Annotated in this window: 15 protein-coding genes; 4 read left to right on the plus strand and 11 right to left on the minus strand. The window is 63.1% G+C overall.

Annotated features, from left to right (window positions below; all coding sequences use genetic code 11):
• The first annotated feature begins 11 nt into the window (after window positions 1-11).
• Complete coding sequence (ilvN, locus tag AC1AV0_RS09515) at window positions 12-566, plus strand: acetolactate synthase small subunit (RefSeq protein ID WP_476573412.1); 555 nt, start codon at window positions 12-14, stop codon at window positions 564-566.
• A gap of 226 nt (window positions 567-792) precedes the next feature.
• On the opposite strand, the gene AC1AV0_RS09520 is transcribed toward ilvN, so the two are convergent.
• The 3 genes from AC1AV0_RS09520 to AC1AV0_RS09530 form a co-directional block, all read right to left on the minus strand.
• Window positions 793-2,361: an MFS transporter gene (locus AC1AV0_RS09520; RefSeq protein ID WP_476573414.1), complete on the minus strand. Its 1,569-nt coding sequence runs from the start codon at window positions 2,359-2,361 to the stop codon at window positions 793-795.
• Window positions 2,334-4,706 carry an alpha-L-arabinofuranosidase C-terminal domain-containing protein gene (locus tag AC1AV0_RS09525; RefSeq protein ID WP_476573416.1) on the minus strand — a complete coding sequence of 791 codons (2,373 nt, stop codon included), beginning with the start codon at window positions 4,704-4,706 and terminating at the stop codon, window positions 2,334-2,336. Before AC1AV0_RS09525 ends, AC1AV0_RS09520 begins: the two co-directional genes overlap by 28 nt.
• Window positions 4,707-4,857: 151 nt before the next feature.
• Window positions 4,858-6,228 (minus strand): glycoside hydrolase family 27 protein, encoded by a 1,371-nt coding sequence (locus tag AC1AV0_RS09530; protein ID WP_476573536.1) that lies wholly within the window; start codon window positions 6,226-6,228, stop codon window positions 4,858-4,860.
• A gap of 303 nt (window positions 6,229-6,531) precedes the next feature.
• Between AC1AV0_RS09530 and AC1AV0_RS09535 the strand changes: the two genes are divergently transcribed.
• Both AC1AV0_RS09535 and AC1AV0_RS09540 read left to right on the plus strand, forming a co-directional pair.
• On the plus strand, window positions 6,532-7,641 hold the full coding sequence (locus AC1AV0_RS09535; RefSeq protein WP_476573419.1) for a LacI family DNA-binding transcriptional regulator: 1,110 nt from the start codon (window positions 6,532-6,534) through the stop codon (window positions 7,639-7,641).
• A gap of 63 nt (window positions 7,642-7,704) precedes the next feature.
• Window positions 7,705-8,742 carry an alpha-arabinofuranosidase gene (locus AC1AV0_RS09540; RefSeq protein ID WP_476573421.1) on the plus strand — a complete coding sequence of 346 codons (1,038 nt, stop codon included), beginning with the start codon at window positions 7,705-7,707 and terminating at the stop codon, window positions 8,740-8,742.
• 184 nt (window positions 8,743-8,926) lie between these two features.
• Here the strand turns inward: AC1AV0_RS09540 and AC1AV0_RS09545 are convergent, their stop codons facing one another.
• The 5 genes from AC1AV0_RS09545 to AC1AV0_RS09565 form a co-directional block, all read right to left on the minus strand.
• Window positions 8,927-9,679, minus strand: coding sequence for a hypothetical protein (locus AC1AV0_RS09545; RefSeq protein ID WP_476573423.1), 753 nt, complete (start codon window positions 9,677-9,679; stop codon window positions 8,927-8,929).
• Between the two features lie 92 nt (window positions 9,680-9,771).
• Window positions 9,772-10,845, minus strand: a complete 1,074-nt coding sequence (locus AC1AV0_RS09550) for a glycoside hydrolase family 43 protein (RefSeq protein WP_476573425.1) — start codon at window positions 10,843-10,845, stop codon at window positions 9,772-9,774.
• A gap of 90 nt (window positions 10,846-10,935) precedes the next feature.
• Complete coding sequence (locus tag AC1AV0_RS09555) at window positions 10,936-11,901, minus strand: carbohydrate ABC transporter permease (RefSeq protein WP_476573427.1); 966 nt, start codon at window positions 11,899-11,901, stop codon at window positions 10,936-10,938.
• A 31-nt stretch (window positions 11,902-11,932) separates the two neighbouring features.
• Window positions 11,933-12,802, minus strand: coding sequence for an ABC transporter permease (locus AC1AV0_RS09560; protein ID WP_476573538.1), 870 nt, complete (start codon window positions 12,800-12,802; stop codon window positions 11,933-11,935).
• 193 nt (window positions 12,803-12,995) lie between these two features.
• On the minus strand, window positions 12,996-14,612 hold the full coding sequence (locus tag AC1AV0_RS09565; protein WP_476573429.1) for a substrate-binding domain-containing protein: 1,617 nt from the start codon (window positions 14,610-14,612) through the stop codon (window positions 12,996-12,998).
• A 358-nt stretch (window positions 14,613-14,970) separates the two neighbouring features.
• Here AC1AV0_RS09565 and AC1AV0_RS09570 point away from each other — a divergent pair, with 358 nt between their 5' ends.
• Window positions 14,971-16,047 carry a LacI family DNA-binding transcriptional regulator gene (locus tag AC1AV0_RS09570; RefSeq protein ID WP_476573431.1) on the plus strand — a complete coding sequence of 359 codons (1,077 nt, stop codon included), beginning with the start codon at window positions 14,971-14,973 and terminating at the stop codon, window positions 16,045-16,047.
• A 67-nt stretch (window positions 16,048-16,114) separates the two neighbouring features.
• Here AC1AV0_RS09570 and AC1AV0_RS09575 read toward each other — a convergent pair whose 3' ends face one another.
• The 3 genes from AC1AV0_RS09575 to AC1AV0_RS09585 form a co-directional block, all read right to left on the minus strand.
• Window positions 16,115-17,083 carry a family 43 glycosylhydrolase gene (locus tag AC1AV0_RS09575; protein WP_476573433.1) on the minus strand — a complete coding sequence of 323 codons (969 nt, stop codon included), beginning with the start codon at window positions 17,081-17,083 and terminating at the stop codon, window positions 16,115-16,117.
• A gap of 210 nt (window positions 17,084-17,293) precedes the next feature.
• A complete protein-coding gene (locus AC1AV0_RS09580; protein WP_476573435.1) occupies window positions 17,294-19,093 on the minus strand; it encodes an ABC transporter ATP-binding protein in 1,800 nt (599 codons plus the stop codon).
• Between the two features lie 19 nt (window positions 19,094-19,112).
• Window positions 19,113-20,960, minus strand: coding sequence for an ABC transporter ATP-binding protein (locus tag AC1AV0_RS09585; protein ID WP_476573437.1), 1,848 nt, complete (start codon window positions 20,958-20,960; stop codon window positions 19,113-19,115).
• Between the last annotated feature and the right edge of the window lie 15 nt (window positions 20,961-20,975).

Here is a 20,975-nt window from a genome sequence, read left to right on the forward strand (position 1 = left end):
GGAGAAACGATATGGCTAACTATCCCGCATCCCAGCCAGGTTCCCAGCGCCACACCCTGTCGGTGCTGGTGGAGAACCGCCCCGGCGTGCTCGCCCGTGTGGCGGGCCTGTTCGCGCGCCGTGCGTTCAACATCAACTCGCTGTCCGTCTCCCCCACCGAGCGTCCGGACATCTCCCGCATCACGGTGACCGCCGATGTGGACACCGTGCCGCTGGAGCAGATCATCAAGCAGCTCAACAAGCTGCTGCATGTGCTGAAGATCGTCGAGCTGGACGCCTCCACCACCGTGGATCGCGAGCTCGTGCTGATCAAGGTCGCGGCCGACGAGTCGAACCGTTCGGACGTGCTGGAGATCGTGCGCCTGTTCCGCGTGAACGTGGTCGATGTGCATCCCGAGTCGCTCACCATCGAGGCGACCGGCGCGGAGGGCAAAATTGACGCGCTGCTGGGGCTGTTGGAGCATTACGGCGTGATCGAGCTGGTACGTTCCGGCTCCGTGGCCGTCACGCGCGGCCCGCGCGCCTTGAGCGAAAAGGTGTTGGGCTCCGAAATCACCGGACGATAAGCCCAGTGGACGGATAAGCCCAGTGGGCTTATCCGTGAAACAAATCGCACACACGGCACCGGCCACCGCTAACACGACACGGCCGATTCCCCACTTCCGTAGAAACGTTCACTGATGAATCATCAGTGAACGTTTTTACATGAGATGCCGGGGACTTCCGGAATTTGCGTCACTGACGAAAACTCAGCGAGGCTTATTCCGGAAGTCCCCGGCATCTCGCGTAATATCAGCCGCGCCAGCACTCCTCGTATGGAATGCCGGTCAGCCGTTCGACCGTCTTGCGGGTCACATCGTCGACTTGGGCCTTGCTGCCGCCTGCACGCAGGCGGTCGATCTCGCGCAATACCAGCAGATTCGTATCGCGGTCGATCACCAGCCGGGACGAAATCACCCAGGCGATCACCATGGCGATGGCGAACCAGCCGAGCAGCACCGCGCCCAAGCCGTTGCGAGCCAACTCGGACTGCGTATCCAGCGTGGAGTCGAATCCCACCCAGCCGAGAATCGCGCCCACGGCGATCACCACCACGCCGGAACCCAGCTGGCGCAGGCAGGACTGGATGCCGGAGAAAGTGGCGGAACGGTAACGCCCGGTAACCAGTTGGTCGATATCCGCGACGAACGGGAACACCGACCACGGCAGGTATCCGCACAGCGATTTGAACGCGAAGAACACCACCACACCGGCAACGGTGAACACCATCCATACCGCGGAAGGCAACGTATCCACCAGCTGCCAGGACGCGAACAGCCAGCCCACCCCCGCAAGGCAGCCGATGAAGTTCACCGTGTATAGGCGGCGGGGGCCGATGGCGGAGAGCAGCCATCCGAACAGCGGCATCAACGGCAGCGAAATCACGCCGCAGCCCAACAGCAGCGAGGCGAAGGCGGCGGTGCGGTTCCAATCGTAGATCACGAAGAACACGAAGGTCTGACCGAACACATCCATCGCCAACTGCACCAGCAGATAAATGGACAGATGCCTGCGGAATTCGGCGATGCGCAGCGTCGAGGCGTACTCCCCCATCATCTTGCCTAGGCGCCGCAACCAACCGAGCAGTCCCACGCGCCGCTGTTCGATCTCGCCCCGCGCCCAGGCGCCGAAACCAGCCTCCTCCGGCGTCATCTCCCAAGTGACGCGCCAGCAGAGGAACAAGGCAATCGAGAACCAGACGGTGAATCCGATGGCGAACACCATATAGCCGACCGGCGTCCATTCGCCGAATATCGACAATGTCGCGCTGCCGACCAGCGGGATCAGCGTGCCGGTGCCGGTGGCGATGAACAGGCGCGCGGTCGAGAGTTTCGTGCGCTCGTCGAAATCCTGCGCCATCTCGCCGGGCAGTGGATTGTAGCTGGCCTGGAACACCTGCGGCAGCATCACCCACAGCACATACACCACCGCATACACGCCGACCGGCAGCCCTGGAATCCACAGAAGCACGCCGATCAGCACCAGCGGCGAAAGCAGGGCGAGCAGAAAACGGCGGCGTCCGAAACGCAGTCCGACCGGGAAGCGGTAGAGGTTGTCGGCGAGCACGCCGAATACCAGTGCCGCGAACGCGCTGATGATGGCGCTCATTCCGATGATGCCCTGGGCCGTGGTGATCGACATGCCGCCGAACCGGTTCCAGAACAGCGCCAGATACGTGGTGATCAACGTGAGCTGGCCACCGCCGAAGCAGTCGCCGATGCCGAATCCGATGGCGTTGCGCAAGGTGATGCGCCGCTTGCCTGGCGCGGCGCTCACCTGCGTAAAGTCCGCGTTCACAGCGCGAGGACCGTGAACGACCATGCGGGCGCCTCGTACGTGCCTGCCGTCAGGTCGACCTGCGCGGTCTGCGGCGCGTACGGCGACTCCTGCCCCACGCGGCCGGCGTATTCGTCATCGCCGGCGAGCACGACGGCCTTCGCCTGCGCACGCTGCTCGGGCGCAAGCCCCAGCTCGTCGCACACCTGCGCCAGATCCACCTGAGCCGCCTCGGGCATCGCGTTGACCACGCGCACATACGTCACGCCTGCGGCCGTGTCTTGCGCGACGGTGACGGTGCGGCGCGGCTCCGCCGGCTCCTCGCGCCCGTCCGCGATCAGCTCGCCGTCGATGAACAGACGCATGCTCGAGCCGCGGTCGGAGACTTCGACGCGCACATCCCAAGTGGTGCCGGGGCGCACGGCGTCCATCGACACCTCCGTGCCGGCGAGCGCATAGCCGCTGCCGTCGCGCACCACCTGCACGTTGTGTCCGCGGCCGAGCGAGACGATGTTGTGGTTGGGGCCGTTCACGTCGCCCAACGCGAACTGCACGCCCCACATGCCCTCCCAGTAGGTGACCTGCGCGCGCAGCGTGTACCGTTCGCCGCTCGCCGCAAGCGCGGTGTCGACGGGGCCGTTGCCCTGGTAGTGGATGTCGGGCAGGGCGATGGTTTCGCCGTTTTCGGTTTCGACGCTGAGGCCGCTGATGTCGACGTGCGCGCCGCCGAGGATGCGCAGGCCGATGTTCTCCGGCAGTTCGCGGGTCAGTGTGGTGGGTCCGTCGAGCGCCACCGGATAGGCGGTGTCGCAGGTGGTGGTGGCGAACATCTGCTGCACCCAGTAGCTGATGGTGTGGTAGACGCGCTCGTTGTCGAAGTAGATGAGGTCGGGGTTCCAGCTTTCGTGGCCGTTTTTTGCGAACAGCGGCGCGTAGGATGCCATCGACACCACGTCGCCGTTGAGTTCCATATGGCTCATGAACGCGGCTTCCGACAGGCCGTTGATGAGCTGCGTGCCCCAGGAGCCGTATTCGCCCAGGTACACCTTGGGGCCGTTACGGTCGGCGTCGTCGTAGTGGTGCAGGTTGTGGAACCACCAGCTCGGCGACTGGTAGGAGTGTTCGTCGACGACCGGGAGGCCGGCTTCGCGAGCGTAGGCCCAACCGAGTTCGTAGTCCTGTCCGGAAGGGGAAGGTCCGACGGTGCCGACCACCACGATTTCGGGGTGCGCGGCCTTCACCGCGTCGAAGATGCGCTGGAAGCGGTCTTTGAACACGGGGTCGATGAGATCCTCGTTGCCGATGCCCAGATATTCCAGCCCGAAGGGTTCCGGATGGCCGAGTTCGGCGCGGCGTGCGCCCCACGGGGTGGTGGTGTCGCCGTTGCAGAATTCGATCAGCGCGAGCACTTCGTCGATGTAGGCGGGCATGTCGCGTTCGGCGATGGGCACGGGGCCCTGGCTGGTGTTCTGGCAGCCCACGCCCGCGGGCAGCACCGGCAGGGGCTTCGCGCCGATCGCCTCGCACAGGCACAGGTATTCGTAGTAGCCGATGCGGAAGGACTGGTGATAACCCCACGTGTTGAAGTTGTGCGGGCGATGTTCCACCGCGCCGATGGTGCGGTCCCAGTGGTACATGTTCTCCATGCCCAGGCCGTGGGTGATGCAGCCGCCGGGGAAGCGCAGGAACCGCGGCTTGAGTTCGGCGAGCGCCTGCACCAGGTCGGGACGCATGTGGGCGGTCAGACCTTGGGTGGTGGAGGCGGGTTCCAGCGAGACGAAGTCGAGGTCGACCGCGCCGGGCTGGGTGAAGGTGAGGCGCAGCGTGCCCTGACGCGCGACGATCGACGAATCGGTCTGGTCGGCTGACTCGGCCGGTTCGGCGATGATGAGGTCGGCGGCGAGCTGATTCCACTGCGGCGTCTCGGCCGTGACCTGCGCGCGGGCCAGCGTTTCGCCACGGTCGCCGATCAGGGCGATTTCGATGGGCATCGCGCCGGTTTCGCCGCTGACGCGCGTCCACAGGGAGCAGCGGTAGGTTTCGCCAGCGCGGAAGACCATGCCGTCGAAGCCGACGTTCTCCAGCGAGGCCGGGGCGTTACGCACTTCGACCACGGCGTAGTGCGGGTTCTCGCTCGCCACCGGATCGTCGGTGCTCACGCCGAACGCGGCGAAGGAGTTTTCCGGCACGATTTTGCGCCATGCGGTGTAGTTGCTCCAGTCGCGGCTGTCGGCGCGGTTGTATTCGAAGGCGCCGTTCTGCACGAGCTCGCTGGCCAGACCGCCGTCGGCGGAATAGCTGATGTCCTCGTAGAAGATGCCCCACAGGTCGGTGCTGATCTTACGCACGCCGGCCTTGTCAAGGGTGGCTGTGAGTTGTTCGTTGGTCATGATGTTCCTTCTTTGGGTTGTGGGATTCTTCGACTCCGCTGCGCTTCGCTCAGAATGACGAAAGCAAGGCAGTCGTCATGCCGGGCGATACGGCACCCGCTTATGCTGTGCCGAGCACTGGCGTAGTCACGTCCTGATTCCGATGGATGGCTTAGCGGCGGTCGAGCGCGATCCATAGCGCGCCGTGGGAGGGGATGGTGCCGCGGATCACGCGGTCCGCCCCTTCGCCTTCGATGCGCACGTCGGCCGGGGCCGCGCCGTCGGCCACGTCTGCGAACAGGTCGGTGAGGGTCCACGGATCGTTGCGCCCGTCGATGCCGACGATGGATTGCAGTTCGATGTTGCCGCCGAGTTCGTAGTCATCGTCGCCGGTCCAGAACAGGGCCGCGTAATGGCCGTTCGGATGGGCGGATGCCGTGCCGTCGGCCCAATCGGCGGCGTCGGCGGCCCAGACGATGAGTTCGCCGCGGTAGCTGTTCTCGTCATCCCAACGGGCGAAGATGCGTTCGCGCACGGTCTCGTGGTTGTTGGTCGAGCCGGCGGTCACCTCGCGCAGGGCGGGGTTGGCGAGCAGGGCGATGGTTTCGGGCGTGCTGGTGGGCAGGTCGCCGCCCACCATCAGCGGCGAGCGTCCCATGCACCACAGGGCGAGCAGGGTGCGGCGCTCGTCCGGGGTCAGTCGGCAGTCGCGGTCGTCGCCGCGTTCGGCGCGCAGTCCGATATGGCCCAGCGGCAGCATGTCGGCATCGGCCCAGTGGCCGGTGGTCTGGAACGGGGCCCAACGGGCGAGGCGCGCGAACTGCTGGAGAATGTCTTCCCAACGGTCCCACAGGTCGTCGGAGATGCGCCACATCTGGGCGTTCTCGCGCAGGAAGTCGACGTAGCCGGTGCTCACCCAGCCGCCGGGCGAAAGCGAAAGGCTGATGGCACGGCCGTGCGCGGCTTCGGCTTTGGCGATGGCGCGATGGTAGGCGGCGATCTCCTCGGAATGGAACGGGGTCTGCATGTCGTCGACTTTGAGGAAGTCGAGCCCCCATTCGGCGAATTGGTCGATTTGCGCGTCATACCAAGCCTGCGCGCCGGGGTGGGATTGGTTGAGGCCGTAGTTGTCGGGGTTCCACTTGCACACGTGGTCGAAGTCGGCCACGTCGCGTGCGGTGTAGTCGGTGTCTTTGACGGGCAGGTCGCGCTCGACGGCGAGACGCGGGATGCCGCGCATCATATGCACGCCGAACTTCAGCCCCAGCGCATGCACGGCGTCGGCGATTGGCTTGAAGCCCGCGCCGTTCGCCGCGCTGGGGAAGCGCTCCGGATCAGGCAGCTGGCGGCCGTATTCGTCGAGCACCAGCGGCGCGTTCTCGTTGTAGCCGTGCGCGCGGGCGGTCGGATCATACCAGTCGATGTCCACGACCAGCGTGTCCCAACCGGCGGCGAGCAGATGCTCGGCCATGAAACGCGCGTTCGCGAGCAGTTCCTCCTCATTGAGCGTGGTGCCGTATGAATCCCAGCTGTTCCAGCCCATCGGCGGGCGGTGCGCTTTGGTGATCTCGCTCATGGCTTCCCTTTCCTTTTGCGAAGCATACATAAATATGTACCGGTACATATCTTAAATCATTATCAGCACTCCGCAAGCGGCATGCAACCTTCGGAGAGTTGGTGTTTTTTCGGCATTATTCCAACGTTTGCAACACTGATTTGCATTCTGTGTACAAAAACAATATCGTTATATATAACGACCGCAGCAGGCGGCACGCATCAGCGGAGGGCAACGGACCGGCATCAGCCGGCCGCAGCATCCCGTTCCGCGAACCCTCAAGGAGACGCCATGGGCACAAACACCACCCCGACGCTGCGCGACGTGGCGCGCGCGGCCGGAGTATCGCCGATGACCGCCTCGAACGCGCTGCACGACAAACCCGGCGTCAAGGAGTCCACGCGGCTCAAAGTGATCGCGGCGGCCAAACAGCTGGACTACCGCATCAATCTCACCGCGAGCATGCTCAAATCCGGGCGCAGCAACATCATCCACATCGTCGTGAACGAATACGATTCGCCGTTCTATTCCAAACTCGTGCAGTCGCTCAGCGCGCACACCACGGCACGCGGGCTCACCCCATTCCTCGAACAGACGCGCTACTCGCCGGACGCGGCCAAGCAGGCGCTGCAATCATCCCCCTTCTCCGACCAGCTCTTCGACGGGGAGATTCTGCACGCCTCCGGATTGAACCCGGACACCCCGATCGACAGCATGACCCACGGCCGACCTTTCGTGCTGATCGACTCATGCGAAAACCAACCGACCACCGACCAGGTGAACTTCCCCAATGAGGAGGGGGCGCGCGCCGCGGTGCGGCATCTGATCGACCGCGGCTGCACCCGCATCGCGCTTGTCGGCGAATCGTTTATGGAACGTGGCGAACTCGCACAGGCGCAGGGATCGGGGATCCTACGTCTGCGTGGCGCCAGCGGAACGCTGCTCGACGCCGGCCTGCCGTACGACAACACCGTGACCTTCCATGCCTATGGTCCCGACGACGGCATCGCCGCCGGCGAGCGCATCGCGCGGCATATCCTCGCGGCCCGCGGCACGGCGGCGGAAACCGCGGCTCCGATTCCTTTCGACGGCGTGTTCTGCGCCAATGATTACGCCGCCTTCGGGGTGATCCGCGGCCTGCGCAATCTCGGCATCGACGTGCCGCGCGACGTGAAGGTGATCGGATTCGACGGTGCGAGCGCCGGCGCATATGCCACCCCCAGTCTGAGCACCATCCAGGTCGACCTCGACCAGCTTTCCCGCTTCGCGCTCGACCTACTCACCCGACGCATCGAACGCCGCGCCAACGGCGAGACGGATGAGCCGCCCGCGCAACTCACCATCGGATACCAACTCGTCGAGCGCGAGTCAACCGCGCCGAAGGATCGCACGGCGTCCTGAACGCACAGCGCCGGCATCGCAATACGCCATCACACCACCACACCATCACCAAAGGAGGAACCAATGGGCGAGCCCACCACCGGATATCTGTTCGTGCACTTCATCGGAGACGAGCGCACCCCCACCGACGAACAGCTGTATTTCGCGCTCAGCCATGACGGCACGCACTGGAAGGACCTGCGCCCCGAGGGCCAGCCGGCGCTGACCTGGCTCGGCGGCGAGAAGGGCACGCGCGACCCGCATATCGTGCGCGACCCGCGCGGAGGATTCCATATCGTCGCCACCGATCTGAGCATCTACTACCGCGGCGGCTGGGGGCCGAACGACGGCGCCACCACCAACGGCTCCACCGGACTAGTGGTCTGGGACTCCCCCGACCTGGTCCACTGGAGCGAACCGCGTCTGGTCGACGTGGCCTCCAAGATTCCGGGCGCGGGCATGGCATGGGCGCCCGAGGCCTGCTGGGATCCCGAGCGCGAGCAGTGGATCGTGTTCTGGGCCACCAAAACCAATGAGGATGAGCCGGGCAATCCGCTCAACAACGAGCTGGGCGACCGCACCAACATGTACTACGCGACCACCGAGGATTTCCACACCTTCTCCGACCCGGTCAAATGGATCGACCGCAAGAACGTCATCATCGACACCACGATGATGCGCGACGAGGACGGCTGGTGGTACCGCGCGTCCAAGGATTCCGAAATCACCATCGAGCGTTCACGCAACCCGTACGCCGTCACCTACGAGGCGCAGCGGACCGATAATCCGCAAGAGTGGTCCTTCGTCGGCACGCTCACCGACATCTTCGGCAACGGACGATACTCGTGGCATTATCTGGAGGGTCCGGAGCTCTTCCGCTACCATGACACCGATGTGCGAGAGGTCAACGGACGCAGGATGGCCTATGGACTGATGTGCGACCAGTTCGCCGAGGCCAAGGGGTATCTGCCGTTCCGCTCGGCCGACTTGTCGTCGCACGACCCGCAGGATTGGGCCGTGGCCGACGATATCAACTTCGGCGCGCTCAAGAAGCGGCACGGGGCAATCCTGCCGATCACCGCGGCCGAATACGAGGCCGTCGAAGCGGCGTTCTCCCTGTAGCCCCAGCGCACGGAGGGGCCCCACGCCTCCACGCTTGCGACCCTTTTCCAACTCGCAAACGCACACAAAAGGGCGGACTTCCAAGGAAGTCCGCCCTTTTGGCCCTTGCGTAACGCACACGTCCTGTGCGGTTCATGTGAGAAAAAGTCGCATGAACGTCATCGCACAGCCGCTCCGTGCGACCTCACGCAAACAGATAATCGATAAGCTCACGCATGCGGGTCTGATTCGTCTCGTCCTCCACATTGGAGATGACCAGATAGGCGTCGTCGGGCGCTCCTTCCAGCGAGGTCCAGACGGCGGACTTGCTCAGGTCGAGCGCGAACGCCTGCGATACGTCCGTCACAGGCTCGCCGTCGACGTCGACCATGGCGTCGGCCACCGCCTCAAGCTGCGCATCCCCAAGCTTCTCCGCCAGAGATGAGGCATATCCGCGCGACTCCACCAGCGCCAGCGTCTCTTTGGTGGTGACGATCGCATTGACGTCGCCCGCGCTGACCTGCGTGAACATCCTTGTGGTGTCGTCGGTATACGCGCCGCCGTCCTCGTCGATGACGTAGGAGACGTCGAATTGCGCGAGCCGCTCATCCTCGATGCCTTCCCGCTCGACGAAGCCGGTTTTCAGCTCCTCCATCGGCTGAGCGTATTCATCCGTGGTATTGAGGCGCACGACGGTGAGCTCCGCCGCGGGGTCGCGCGTCGCCATGGTGACGACGATCGCCACGACGAACACCACGGCCAGCAGCACCAGCCCCGTCTCGATCAGAAAGTTCTGCACGAAGAACGGCCAGCGATCCTTGGGAGGCAGCTCCCGGAACGTCTTCCATTTCGACTGCTTCGTGTACTTGTTCTCCGCGGCGAGGGCGGCTATGGCGTCCTGCTGCTCCTGCGTGAACACGATGCCGCCCTTGATGCGCTCGTCGTCTTCGTCTGCCATAGCCGGTCCTCCCGTCAGGTTCATCGTTGCATGCGTCGTAAGTGTACAACCTTCAACTGGATTGCACCTTCAGCGGCGATGGCCGCACCCTCTCACACGTCGTGGTCGGGATCGACGATGCCGTCCAGATCGGCCCGATGCCGCCCCATGACGATACCGTTATCGGTGACCTCCGCCTCATATACGATGCCGTGCGACGTCAGGTCGGCGCCGGAGGCGTCCTTGCGGGTCATATTGGTGTGCATAACCAACAGCAGCGGCCCCTCGAACGAGCGCACCAACATGGCGTGTCCGGCGTCCCGATGGTCGAGAACCGGCAGCTGCTCCCATGGTCCCGCCACCTCGCCCGAGCGCGAAATGGCTTGCGCCAGCACGTATTCACCGCGGCTGTACGAGGTCCACAGACTCACCAACGAGCCATTCGGCGTACGCACCACATACGGTCCGTCCGTCACGAAGCCGCTCGCACCTCGTTCGACTTCGCTCCACGGCAGCACGTCGCCATCAACGTCATGCCATACGCCTTCGGTGGCGCGCCACAGCAGCGTCGGCTCCCCCACCGCGCGAGACAGGTCCTGCGGGTCGAGACGAATCGCCTCCATCGTCCCATCGAACAGCTGCACCCACTCGTGGGCGTAAACCATCCAAGGGGCACCGTCCCGGTCCACCACCAGCGTGCCATCCAAAGTCATGTCGTCGATCGGGGTGATCGGCCGGGTGGGGTCGGTCACGACGAACGGACCATCCGGGCGATCCGACACGGCGGCCACCACGGCGCGCCGTGACGTCAGGCTCGCCTCGGAGCGATACCAGTCGGGACCTTCGCTCGGACGCGCCGGATCGCCGCGTCGGGCATGCACCGTGACCAGCATCCAGTACCGGCCCTGCCATTCATGCACCTCCGGAGCCCAAGGCGAATCACTGTCGTCATACCATGCGCCTTCGGGCAGGCCGGTCAGGTCGAACACATTGCGCGGCTCGCTGAAATGCACCAGATCGGGGCTGACGTACATCACCACGGATTTGCCGAAGCCATGTTCCGCTTGGGGGTATTGAAAATAGTTGGCGTTGTACAGGTAGTACAGACCGGTGCTCTGATCAGCCAGGACGAATGGGTCGTGCAGGCTGAAGTCATGCATGCGCAATGGGTAGCGTTCGTCGCTCATCGTTCTCCTTGGGGTGATGGATGGTCGGATGGAAACGAAGGCCCGCATGCGGCAAACCTTCCGCACGCGGGCCTCCTTGCAAGGCGTTGATCAGCCCTTGACGGCGCCGATCATAACGCCCTTGTCGAAGTACTTCTGCAGGAACGGGTACAGCACCAGCAGCGGCAGGGTCGACACGATGATCACGCCGTACTTGATCTGGTCGGCGAGCTGCTGCTGTTGCATCACGTTCTGGCCGCCGGAGCCGGAGCCGAGCTGGCTGGTCTGGTTGGCGAGAAGGATGTCGCGCAACACGTTCTGCAGCGGCTGCAGACCGCTTTCGCGGATGTAGATCAAGCCGGTGAAGTAGTCGTTCCAGTGTCCGACGAAGTAGTACAGGCCGATCACCGCGATGATGGCGCTCGACAGCGGGACCACAACCTTCATGAAGTAGCCGAAGAGGCTCAGACCGTCGATCTGCGCGGCGTCATGCAGGTCTTCGGGAATCGAGGTCTCGAAGAACGAGCGCGCGATAATCAGGTTCCACACGCTCACCGCTCCCGGCAGAATGAACACCATCCAGTTGTCGAGCAGGCCGAGCGACTTGTAGAGCAGGTAGTTCGGCACCAGGCCGCCCGCGAAGTACATGGTGAACGTGAACAGGAACAGGATCACGCGCCTCGGCTTGAACTCGATGCGCGAGAGCGCGAACGCGGCGGGCAGGGTCACGACCAGGTTCAGCGCGGTGCCGACCACGGAGTACAGAATCGTATTCGCGTAGCCGGTCCAGATGCGCGAGTCCTGGAACACGCGGATGTATCCGGCGAGGGTGAATCCCTTGGGCCAGATCGTCACATTGCCCGCGGAGACCTGCGTCTGGTCGGAGAACGAGGCCACGATGATGAACCACAGCGGATAGATCACCACGGCCACAATCGCCGCCATCAGCAGATAGAGCACGACATCCACGATCCAGTCGCCCACGCTTTTATGCTGGCGGGTGTGACGATTCCACGGAATCTGCGAGGCATCCAATTTCGGGGCCACCGACGTGGCGGCACCAGCGACATCACTCATTTTTCATTCCTCCTGACAACGATTCCCACAACTAGAAGATGCTGGTGTCGGACACACGCTTCGAGATCCAGTTCGCCGCGATGAGGAACGCGAAGTTGATCACCGTGTTGAACAGGCCGATGGCGGTGCCGTAGCTGAACTGGAACGACTGAATGCCGATTTTGTAGGTGTAGGTCGAGATGACCTCGGAACCGGGCATGTTCATGGCGTTCTGCATCAGCCACACCTTTTCGAAACCGACGTTGAGCACCGAGCCCATGTTCATGATGAGCAGAATCACGCAGGTCGGCATGATGGTCGGCAGATCGATGTGGCGAATAAGCTGCAGACGTCCGGCGCCGTCCATTTTCGCGGCCTCATACAGGCTCAGGTCCACGGACGACAGGGCGGCGAGGTAGATGATGGCGTTCCAGCCGCAATGCTGCCAGACCTCGGAGATCCAGTACACAGGAGCGATGGCGTCGGCATTGTCCAGCACGCTCTGCGCGCCGAAGAAACGTCCCAGCAGACCCGTTTCAGAGGTCAGGAAGATATTGAGCATGGCCACGATCACCACCGTCGAGATGAAGTGCGGCATGTAGGTGATCGTCTGCACGAAGCCCTTGATGCGCTGGCCGGCGATCTGGTTGATGAGCAGAGCCAGCACGATCGGAGCCAGAAAGCCCAGGACCAGGGTTCCGAAGCTGATCTTGAACGTGTTGATCATGGTAGACGCGAACATCGGCGAGGTGAAGAACTGGACGAAGTACTTGAATCCCGCCCAGTCGCCGCCGGTGAGTCCCTTCGCCGGCACGAACTCTCGGAATGCGAGCTGCACGCCGTACATCGGGATGTAGGCGAACACCGCGATGAAGGCCATGGCCGGCAATGCCATCAGCCAATACTGCCAGTAGCGGCTCATATGCCAGCCCAAGCGCTTCGGCAGAGGCCATGAGCGGCGGACCGCATTGTTGTCGACTACGCCGTGTTCATCCACCACAGCTTGCTTTCCCCGTGACACCACGTTATCTCCTTGTGTTGTTCCCTACTTGACGACCACCCGGGTGGCCGCCGCCCACCATGTCTGGGAGGCGGCCACGCGCGGGCGAACGAACTCAGTCGACGTAGCTGTCGTAGGCCTTCTGCCAGAGTTCGGTGTTCTGGTCGATGTTGTACTTCTTCAGGTTCTCCTGGAACTCGTTCCACTGGGCGTCGTCCTCGGCACCTCCCTGGGCGAGCCACTTGGAGACCACGGGGATCGCGTAGTTGAACAACGCGGTGTTGTTGTTGGCGATGGTGTTCTGGTCCGCCTCGCTGACGCGCACGTAGATCGGCATGAGGTCCTTCTCGTGGTCGTAGTTGGCGTACTGCTCCTCGTAGGGCTCGTCCGCGGTGGCCACATGGTCCATACCACGGTCGCCCTCGACGGTGACCTCATCGGACACCCAGCCGGCGAGGCGGTCTTCCAGCGCGGGGACCTTGGATTCGTCCTGCGCCTCGTGGAACTTGTCGGTGACCTTGTAGGAATGCTCGCCGGTCTGCTCCACATAGCCGTCGGTGATGGAGCCGTACAGCTGCTGGATCGAGTACTTCTCGGAGTACAGCAGGTCGATCACCTTCAGAGCGGCCTCCTTGTTCTTGGCGGAGGAGGACATCGACATGTGGTAGTCCTCGTAACGGTTCGCATCACGAGAGCCGTCCCACACGGTTTCGGAGGCGGAGACGCCGTCGGCGGACGGGATGGGGATGGAGATGTACTGGCTGGCCAGCTCGGAGCCGTAGGATCCGAACGCGGATTCATCCCAGCCGAACACCATGCCGACCTGCGCGGTCTTGCCGTCGGACTGGTTGCGCGCGTTGTACTTGTCGTCCTTGACGGTCACCCAGTCGGAGGGCGCCCAACCGTTCTGGACCATCTCGTAATAGAATTCGATGACCTGGCGGAATTCGTCGGTCTGCATCCAGTTGCCGACCGTGCCGTCATCAACGTAGATGCCCTGCTGGGACGGACCGGAGTTGAAGTGCGTGGCGATGCCGGTGGCGTTCATCATCAGGAACGGGCTCCACCAGTCGCCGATCTTGGAGGTGACCAGCTCGCGCGGGTTGAAGGCGATCTCATCGGCTTCGCCGTTGCCGTTCGGATCCTGCGTCTTGAACGCCTCCATCACGGTGCGCATCTCGTCCCAGGTCGTCGGCGCCTCAAGGCCGAGATTGTCGAGCCAGGTCTTGTTGATGAGGAAGTGCTGACCCGATGCCAGGAAGCCGCTGGTACGGCTGGAGGGAAGCACGGTGACCTTGCCATCGACGGTCACGAATTTCTCGGCGGTGGGCTGCTCCTCGAAGAACTCCTTGACGTTGGGCAGGCTGTCGAGATCGTCGCCCAGGGTTTCGAAGGCGGTGGGGTTACGGGACGCGTCGTCCGGATTGAAGGCGCGGATGTTGAGGTCGGCGATCTCACCGGCGGCCAGCGAGGCGTTCTTCTGCTGGCTCCACTGATCGTCGGACACTTCCTTCCACTCTATGGAGCAGTCGCAGTCCGCTTCCAGCTCCTGAGCCCACGTCATCTCCGACATGGAGGTCTGGTTGGAGTTCTTCACCACCAGAACCGTGACGATCGGCTTGCCGTTCTCATCCGTGGCGGAATCGCTGCTGCCGCAAGCGGCAACCCCTCCCAGCAACGCGACGGCCGAGACGGCGGCGGTCGCCTTCAGTGCAACACTCCTGCGTGTCATTCCAGTTCCTTTCTCGGGTTCTGCCAATATTGCCCATTCGATGCGTCAACGCCACACAACTATGTTTGCGTTAACATCAGATGCCGCAATACACCCTTGTTCGTATGTGATATTGGCTTGCGGTTTCAACGGAGAAATCGCAACGATTTGATTATGCATCGATTATTTCCGTCTGTCAAATCGTTGATTTTGCGCTCTCCCTGAAGACCATTGGCGGAATTTCCAGCCTTTTTCCGCCCTCAACTCATCAAAAAGACTTCGAAAAGAATCGCATCGTTTTGATTATTGTGGCGAGCCGCATATGATTGGGTTCTGTACACTGAGACAATCGACTCCATTCCACCAAAGAAGGTTTCGCATGGTAACGCTCAAAGACGTGGCGCTCAAGGCAGGAGTGTCCCCCTCCACGGCATCCGCGGCATTGCGCGGGCTGGATATCGTCAAACCAGAAACCTCCCAGCGCGTCCTCAAGACGGCGGAAAAACTCAACTATCAAATCAACCTGGCCGCGCGTTCCCTGCGTTCCGGGCGAAGCGACACCTTCTCCCTTATCGTGCCCGACCTCGAAACCAACTACTACGCCCGCCTCGCCAACTCAATGGCTTCGGAACTGAGCAATCACGGACTTCGTCTCGTCGTCCAATTATCCCGGTACATAAAGGAACGGGAGCTGGAACAGATCCGCCAGCTCAACGCCGCCAATTGCGACGGCCTGTTCGTATGCAGCGTCGCCAGCACCGGCAAGGACATCGCCAAAGTGGCCGGGAACATCCCCGTCCTGCTGTTCGACGATATGAGCGGCCCTTCGGAACAGTGTTTCGATTCCATCGAAACCCCCAGCCAGACCGGATCATTCACCGCCATTCGCCATCTCATCGACTGCGGAAGGGAGCGGATCGCCATCGTCGGCGCGACTCCGCACGAGCTTGACACGGCGCCGTCTTTGGGCGCTACGCTACGGCAGAACAGGCATCATTTCGCCCTACAGGCGCTCAGGGAGTATGGCAGACCCACGCAAGACGTGCTTATCACCTCCGACTGGAGCATCGAGGCTGGCAAACAAGCGGCCTATGACCTCGTGGAGCGCGGAATCCCCTTCGATGCGCTCTACTGCATGAACGACGAAACCGCGCTCGGCGTGATCCGAGGCTTTGCGGAATGCGGCGTCAACGTTCCCGACGATGTGGCGGTCATCGGATTCGACGGCATCAATCCCGGAACGTATACCACACCGACCCTGTCGACCATCGCCATCGATTTCGCCGGCATGGCGCAGACCGCGCTGACCATGATGCAGAACCAAATCTCATTGCGCGAAAGCGACGCGGAGAACCAAACGATGCCCCGACGGGTCATCGTCGGCTACCAGCTGATGAAGCGCGAGTCCACCATGGGCCGCACCGCGACCACCGGATTCACCACACGCTCCCGCTGATCGGCCGGTCCGCGCATCACGTAGGTCGCACGGGCGCCTTTGCCATGCGCGTCCGTGCGCGAAGACCTCAGAAGGTCAACGACCGCACATACGAGCCCACAGCCGGACGCACCTGCTCCAGCGTACCGTCGGCGTTATGGGTCAAGGGGGCGAATACCACCTCGCGATGGCAGCCGTCGCCGCCCTCCCAACGCCCATCAGGATGGTAGGCGAACCGATGATAGGCGATGATCCATTCGTCGGTGCCGGGAATGTTCACGATGTTGTGGTGCCCGGGGCCGTACAGGTGATGTTCGGGATCCTGCTCCAGCAGCGTGCGCGGCTCGCTCCACGGCCCATACAGGGAATCCGACATCGCGTATTTGACGCAGTATTCCGGGCTTCGCGTGTCGTTCTCGCTCCACGAGGCGTAGTATGCGCCGCCGCGGCGGTGGATCCAGATGGCCTCGCGGAAGTCGCCGGGAATCCATGACCAAGCCCGCGACTCGTCGAACGACAGGCAGTCGTCGGAGAATGGTGCGATCCACGCCCGGCCGTTCCCCCAGAGGAAGTACTGGCTGCCATCGTCATCGACGAACACGCCGGGGTCGATGGTGTGGCAGTCGAACGTGCCTTTGCGAACCAGCGGCTGCGGCTGAGGGATGAACGGACCGTACGGCGTGCTCGCCACGGCCGCGCCGATCTGACCGCCGGCGACGAACAGGAACACATATTCCCCTTGGGAAGATTTCACGATGGACGGCGCCCACGCGCCGTTCTCCCCATCCCACCATGGCACGTCGCGCAAGTCGAGCGCCGGATAGCGCTCCCATGTGGCGAGGTCGTCGGAGACGTACACGCTGAATACGGTGCCACCCCAATCGTCCACGCCATCGTCGGTGCTGTAGAGGAAGTACCGTCCGTCGAAAATCGCGAGATTCGGATCCGCGCAGTAGCGACGCAGCGGATTGGTCGGCAGCGTCGCATCATTCACGCGGTGCGGAAGCAGCTCACGTTCCGCGACGCGCACGACGGAAGGTTCAAGGGCGATAGTCATAGGTAAAACGCCTTTCTTTGCCCGTGAATGGGCATGGTGTATCGGAGGGCGGACGTGACGCACACGACCTGTGCGGTTCGTGTGAGGAAAAGTCGCACAGGACGGGGCTGGGTCGGGGGCCGTGCGGAGGCACCGCTCCCGACGACCCCAGTCGGCGGCCGACCAGCGGTCTCACACCCATCCAGCCCTATCTGGCGGCCACGCCAGGACTTACGCCCCGACGCCGGCCTTGATCATCGCGTACTGCGACTCATAGAGACGCCAGTACGCGCCGCGCTCGTCGAGCAGCGCGTTGTGCGCGCCGTGCTCGACGATCTGCCCGTGGTCGATGTAGAAGATCTCATCCGCGTTCTCGATGGTCGACAGTCGGTGCGCGATGATGAAGCTCGTGCGTCCCTTGAGCAGCTCGGCGAGACCCGCCTGCAGCGCCTCCTCGGTGCGGGTATCGATATTCGACGTCGCCTCGTCGAGGATCAGGATGCGCGGGTCGGCGAGCAGCACGCGCGCGAAGGCGATGAGCTGGCGCTGCCCGGCCGACAGCGTCGAGCCGCGTTCCTCCACCTTCGTGTCGTAGCCGTCGGGCAGCTCCATGATGAACTCGTGCGCATGCACGGCCCGGGCGGCCGCCTCGATCTCCTCGTCGGTGGCGTCGAGCTTGCCGTAGCGGATGTTCTCACGCACGTCGCCCGAGAAGATGAAGGTGTCCTGCAGCATCACGCCCATCTGCCGACGCAGCGATTCGAGCGTCACGTCGCGCACGTCGTAGCCGTCGATCGTCACCGACCCCTCCGACACGTCGTAGAAGCGCGACAGCAGCGAGATGATCGTCGTCTTGCCCGCGCCCGTCGGGCCGACCAGCGCGACCGAACGCCCCGGCTCCACATGGAAGTCCACCAGATTGAGGATGTTGCGCCCACCCTCTTCGTAACGGAACACCACGTCGTTGAAGTCGACCGAACCGCGGATCTGCGGCAGGTCGGCGGCATCCGGCTTGTTCTCGATCTCCGGCACCACATCCAGCGTCTCGAAGATGCGCTCCAGATAGGCGGAGCAGGTGATGAGCTGGTTGTAGAAGTTGCCGATGTTGATGACCGGATTCCAGAAGTTGTTCGCATAGCCGACGAAGGCGATGAGCACGCCCGTGGTCACGTCCACGCCCGCGAAGCCCATGATGCCCACGAAATAGATGAACGAGATGGTCATCACGGAGATGGTCTGCACGCCCGGCCACATGAGGAACTGGATGTGCACGGCCCTCATCCAGGCGGAGCGCACCTCGTCCTGCTGCTGCTGGAAGGTTTCGAACTGCGCGCGCTCCTGGGCGAAAGTCTGCGTGGTCTTCACGCCGGCGATCGACTCGTGGATGTACGCGTTGAGGTTCGACTGCTTGTTCGACAGCCGCTGGTAGGCGCGGCGCTGGAAATACTGCAGCACGCGCACCCAGATGATGAGCACGGGGAACAGCACCAGACTCCACAGGGCGAGTCTCCAGTCGACCGCGAACATGATCACCAGCGTGAGCAGGAAGGTGAACACGTCGGCGATCACGTTGATCAGGCCTGACGAGAGCGTGTCGGACAGCGTGTTCACATAGTTGACCACGCGGATGAGAATCTTGCCGTGCGGTCGCGAGTCGAAATAGCTGAACGGCAGCGTCTGGATGTGGGTGAAGATGTCGCGGCGCATGTCCTTGAGCATCATCTGGCCCACGCGCGTGATCGCCACCGTACGGTAGCGCAGGCACAGTTCGTAGACCACGATCAGCGCGGCGAGCAGGGCCGCCAGCACTCCCAGCAGACCCAGATCCTTGTTCGGAATCGCCTCGTCGATCATGATTTTGGTCAGATAGGGCACGGTGACCAGAATGCCGCTCATCGACACGACGACGATGAGAATGCGGACCACGCGGGCGAGATACGGTTTGAGATATCCGCCGACGCGCAGGATGTCGCGCAGGTTGATCTGCTCCTGCAGTTCCTCGTCCTCACGGAATGTGTTGCGTTGCGCCATGGTAGTGCGTCCTCCTTTCTTACTCGCCGTAGCCTTGCGAGCAGCCGGACTGCAGTCCGAGCTGTTTGTGATAGATGTCCCAGTAGCGGCCGTGCGCCTTGACCAGCTCCTCGTGCGTGCCGCGTTCGACCACCTGGCCGCGCTCGAGCACAAGGATGAGGTCGGCGTCCTTTACCGAGGAGATGCGGTGCGCGATGGTGATGATCGTCTTGCGTTCGTCCATCTCCTGCAAGCGGCGCTGGATCTCCGCCTCGGTTTCCATATCGACGGCCGACGTGGTGTCGTCCATGATGAGGATCGCCGGATCGTCCGCCAGGGCGCGGGCAAGCGACAGGCGCTGCTTCTGCCCGCCGGACAGACCCACGCCACGCTCGCCCACCACGGTGTCGTAGCCTTCGGGCATCGAGCTGATGAACTGGTCGGCACCGGCGATCTGCGCCATGCGTCGGATGAAGCACTCGTCGCGGTCGCCGCCCGCGCCGAACGCGATGTTGCCGCCGATGGTGTCGGAGAACAGGAACGTATCCTGCGCCACGATGCACACCTGCGAGCGCAGGGTGGTCAGCGGCCAGTCGCGCGCGTCGATGCCGTCGATCTCCACGTGGCCGACGGTCGGATCGTAGAAACGCGAGATGAGGTTGACCAGCGTGGATTTGCCGGATCCGGTTTCGCCGAGGATGCCGAGCTTGCCGCCCGCGGGGATGAAGAAGTCGATGTCTTTGAGAATCGGCGTCTTGGGATCGTCGGGGAAGGCGAAGCTCACATGGTCGAATCGGATTTCGCCGCTGATGCGGTCGGGCGCCGGCGGATGGGCCGCGCCGACCTGTTCGGCGATGGCCACGGCCTGCTTGACCGTGTCTTCGGCATCCTCCTTCTCCACGATGCGCGACTTGGCGGTGAGCAGCTTGCGGATCTTCACGCAGGAGGCGTTGAAGCGCTGCCAATCGTTGATCAGCCAGCCGGATTGGCGCACCGGGCCGTCGATCATCCACAGGAAGGAGTTGAAGCTCACGAGGTTGCCCAGCGTCATATGGCCGCGGATCACAAGGAAGCCGCCGAATCCCAGGGTGATGAGCTGCAGCGAGAAGCCGAGGCCGTCGAGCCAGGGCATGTAGCGGCGCGTGTTGTAGGCCTGCGCCATATTGCGCTGCATATAGTCGTCGTTGTGCGCGTCGAATTTCTCGGTTTCGTGGTCCTCACGCACGAAGGCCTTGACCACGCGGTTGCCTTCGATGTTCTCCTCGACCATGGAGTTGAGCTCGGCCAACGAGTTGCGGATGGCGAGGAACAGCGGCCGCGCGTGGCTCGACAGGCCGCGTGTGAGCACGAACAGGAACGGCGTGATGCAGGCGAGCGCGAGCGCGAGCCTCCAGTCGATGGCGAACATGACGGCGAGCGCGCCGATGAACATGACCACGCAGTCGGCCACCTGGTAGGTCACCCAGCTCAGGGCGTGGCGGATCGCGTCGGTGTCGGAGGTCATGCGGCTCATGATGTCGCCGGTGCGCGTGTGGTTGAAGTAGGTGAAATCGAGCTCGTGCAGCTTCTCGTACTCGTCGGAGACGAGACGGTATACGGAGTTCTGCCCGAAGCGCTCCATCCACATCTGGTAGCCGTAGCGCGAGGCGACACGCACCAGGGTCATCACGATCATCAGCGTGCACAGGCGCGTGAGCTCATCCACGTGGCCTTGGGTGATCACACGGTCGACGATAAGGCCTGACAGCAGCGGAATGGTCAACGCCATGGCGTTGTTCACCGCGAACAGTACGACGGAGCCCGCCACGCGCGGCCAGTCGGGCTTGCAATACGGCAGAATCCAGCGGATGTTGCTGGCGTTTTGGTTACGGTTCGGATCGACGTACATGAAAGGGCAACCCCT

This window comes from Bifidobacterium sp. LH_558 (genome assembly GCF_056356295.1).

Excerpts from the sequence above, each read along its gene's own strand:
- ilvN (WP_476573412.1), top strand. The coding sequence starts at position 12 with ATGGCTAACTATCCCGCATCCCAGCCAGGTTCCCAGCGCCACACCCTG.
- AC1AV0_RS09520 (WP_476573414.1), bottom strand. The coding sequence starts at position 2,361 with ATGGTCGTTCACGGTCCTCGCGCTGTGAACGCGGACTTTACGCAGGTG.
- AC1AV0_RS09525 (WP_476573416.1), bottom strand. The coding sequence starts at position 4,706 with ATGACCAACGAACAACTCACAGCCACCCTTGACAAGGCCGGCGTGCGT.
- AC1AV0_RS09530 (WP_476573536.1), bottom strand. The coding sequence starts at position 6,228 with ATGGGCTGGAACAGCTGGGATTCATACGGCACCACGCTCAATGAGGAG.
- AC1AV0_RS09535 (WP_476573419.1), top strand. The coding sequence starts at position 6,532 with ATGGGCACAAACACCACCCCGACGCTGCGCGACGTGGCGCGCGCGGCC.
- AC1AV0_RS09540 (WP_476573421.1), top strand. The coding sequence starts at position 7,705 with ATGGGCGAGCCCACCACCGGATATCTGTTCGTGCACTTCATCGGAGAC.
- AC1AV0_RS09545 (WP_476573423.1), bottom strand. The coding sequence starts at position 9,679 with ATGGCAGACGAAGACGACGAGCGCATCAAGGGCGGCATCGTGTTCACG.
- AC1AV0_RS09550 (WP_476573425.1), bottom strand. The coding sequence starts at position 10,845 with ATGAGCGACGAACGCTACCCATTGCGCATGCATGACTTCAGCCTGCAC.
- AC1AV0_RS09555 (WP_476573427.1), bottom strand. The coding sequence starts at position 11,901 with ATGAGTGATGTCGCTGGTGCCGCCACGTCGGTGGCCCCGAAATTGGAT.
- AC1AV0_RS09560 (WP_476573538.1), bottom strand. The coding sequence starts at position 12,802 with ATGAGCCGCTACTGGCAGTATTGGCTGATGGCATTGCCGGCCATGGCC.
- AC1AV0_RS09565 (WP_476573429.1), bottom strand. The coding sequence starts at position 14,612 with ATGACACGCAGGAGTGTTGCACTGAAGGCGACCGCCGCCGTCTCGGCC.
- AC1AV0_RS09570 (WP_476573431.1), top strand. The coding sequence starts at position 14,971 with ATGGTAACGCTCAAAGACGTGGCGCTCAAGGCAGGAGTGTCCCCCTCC.
- AC1AV0_RS09575 (WP_476573433.1), bottom strand. The coding sequence starts at position 17,083 with ATGACTATCGCCCTTGAACCTTCCGTCGTGCGCGTCGCGGAACGTGAG.
- AC1AV0_RS09580 (WP_476573435.1), bottom strand. The coding sequence starts at position 19,093 with ATGGCGCAACGCAACACATTCCGTGAGGACGAGGAACTGCAGGAGCAG.
- AC1AV0_RS09585 (WP_476573437.1), bottom strand. The coding sequence starts at position 20,960 with ATGTACGTCGATCCGAACCGTAACCAAAACGCCAGCAACATCCGCTGG.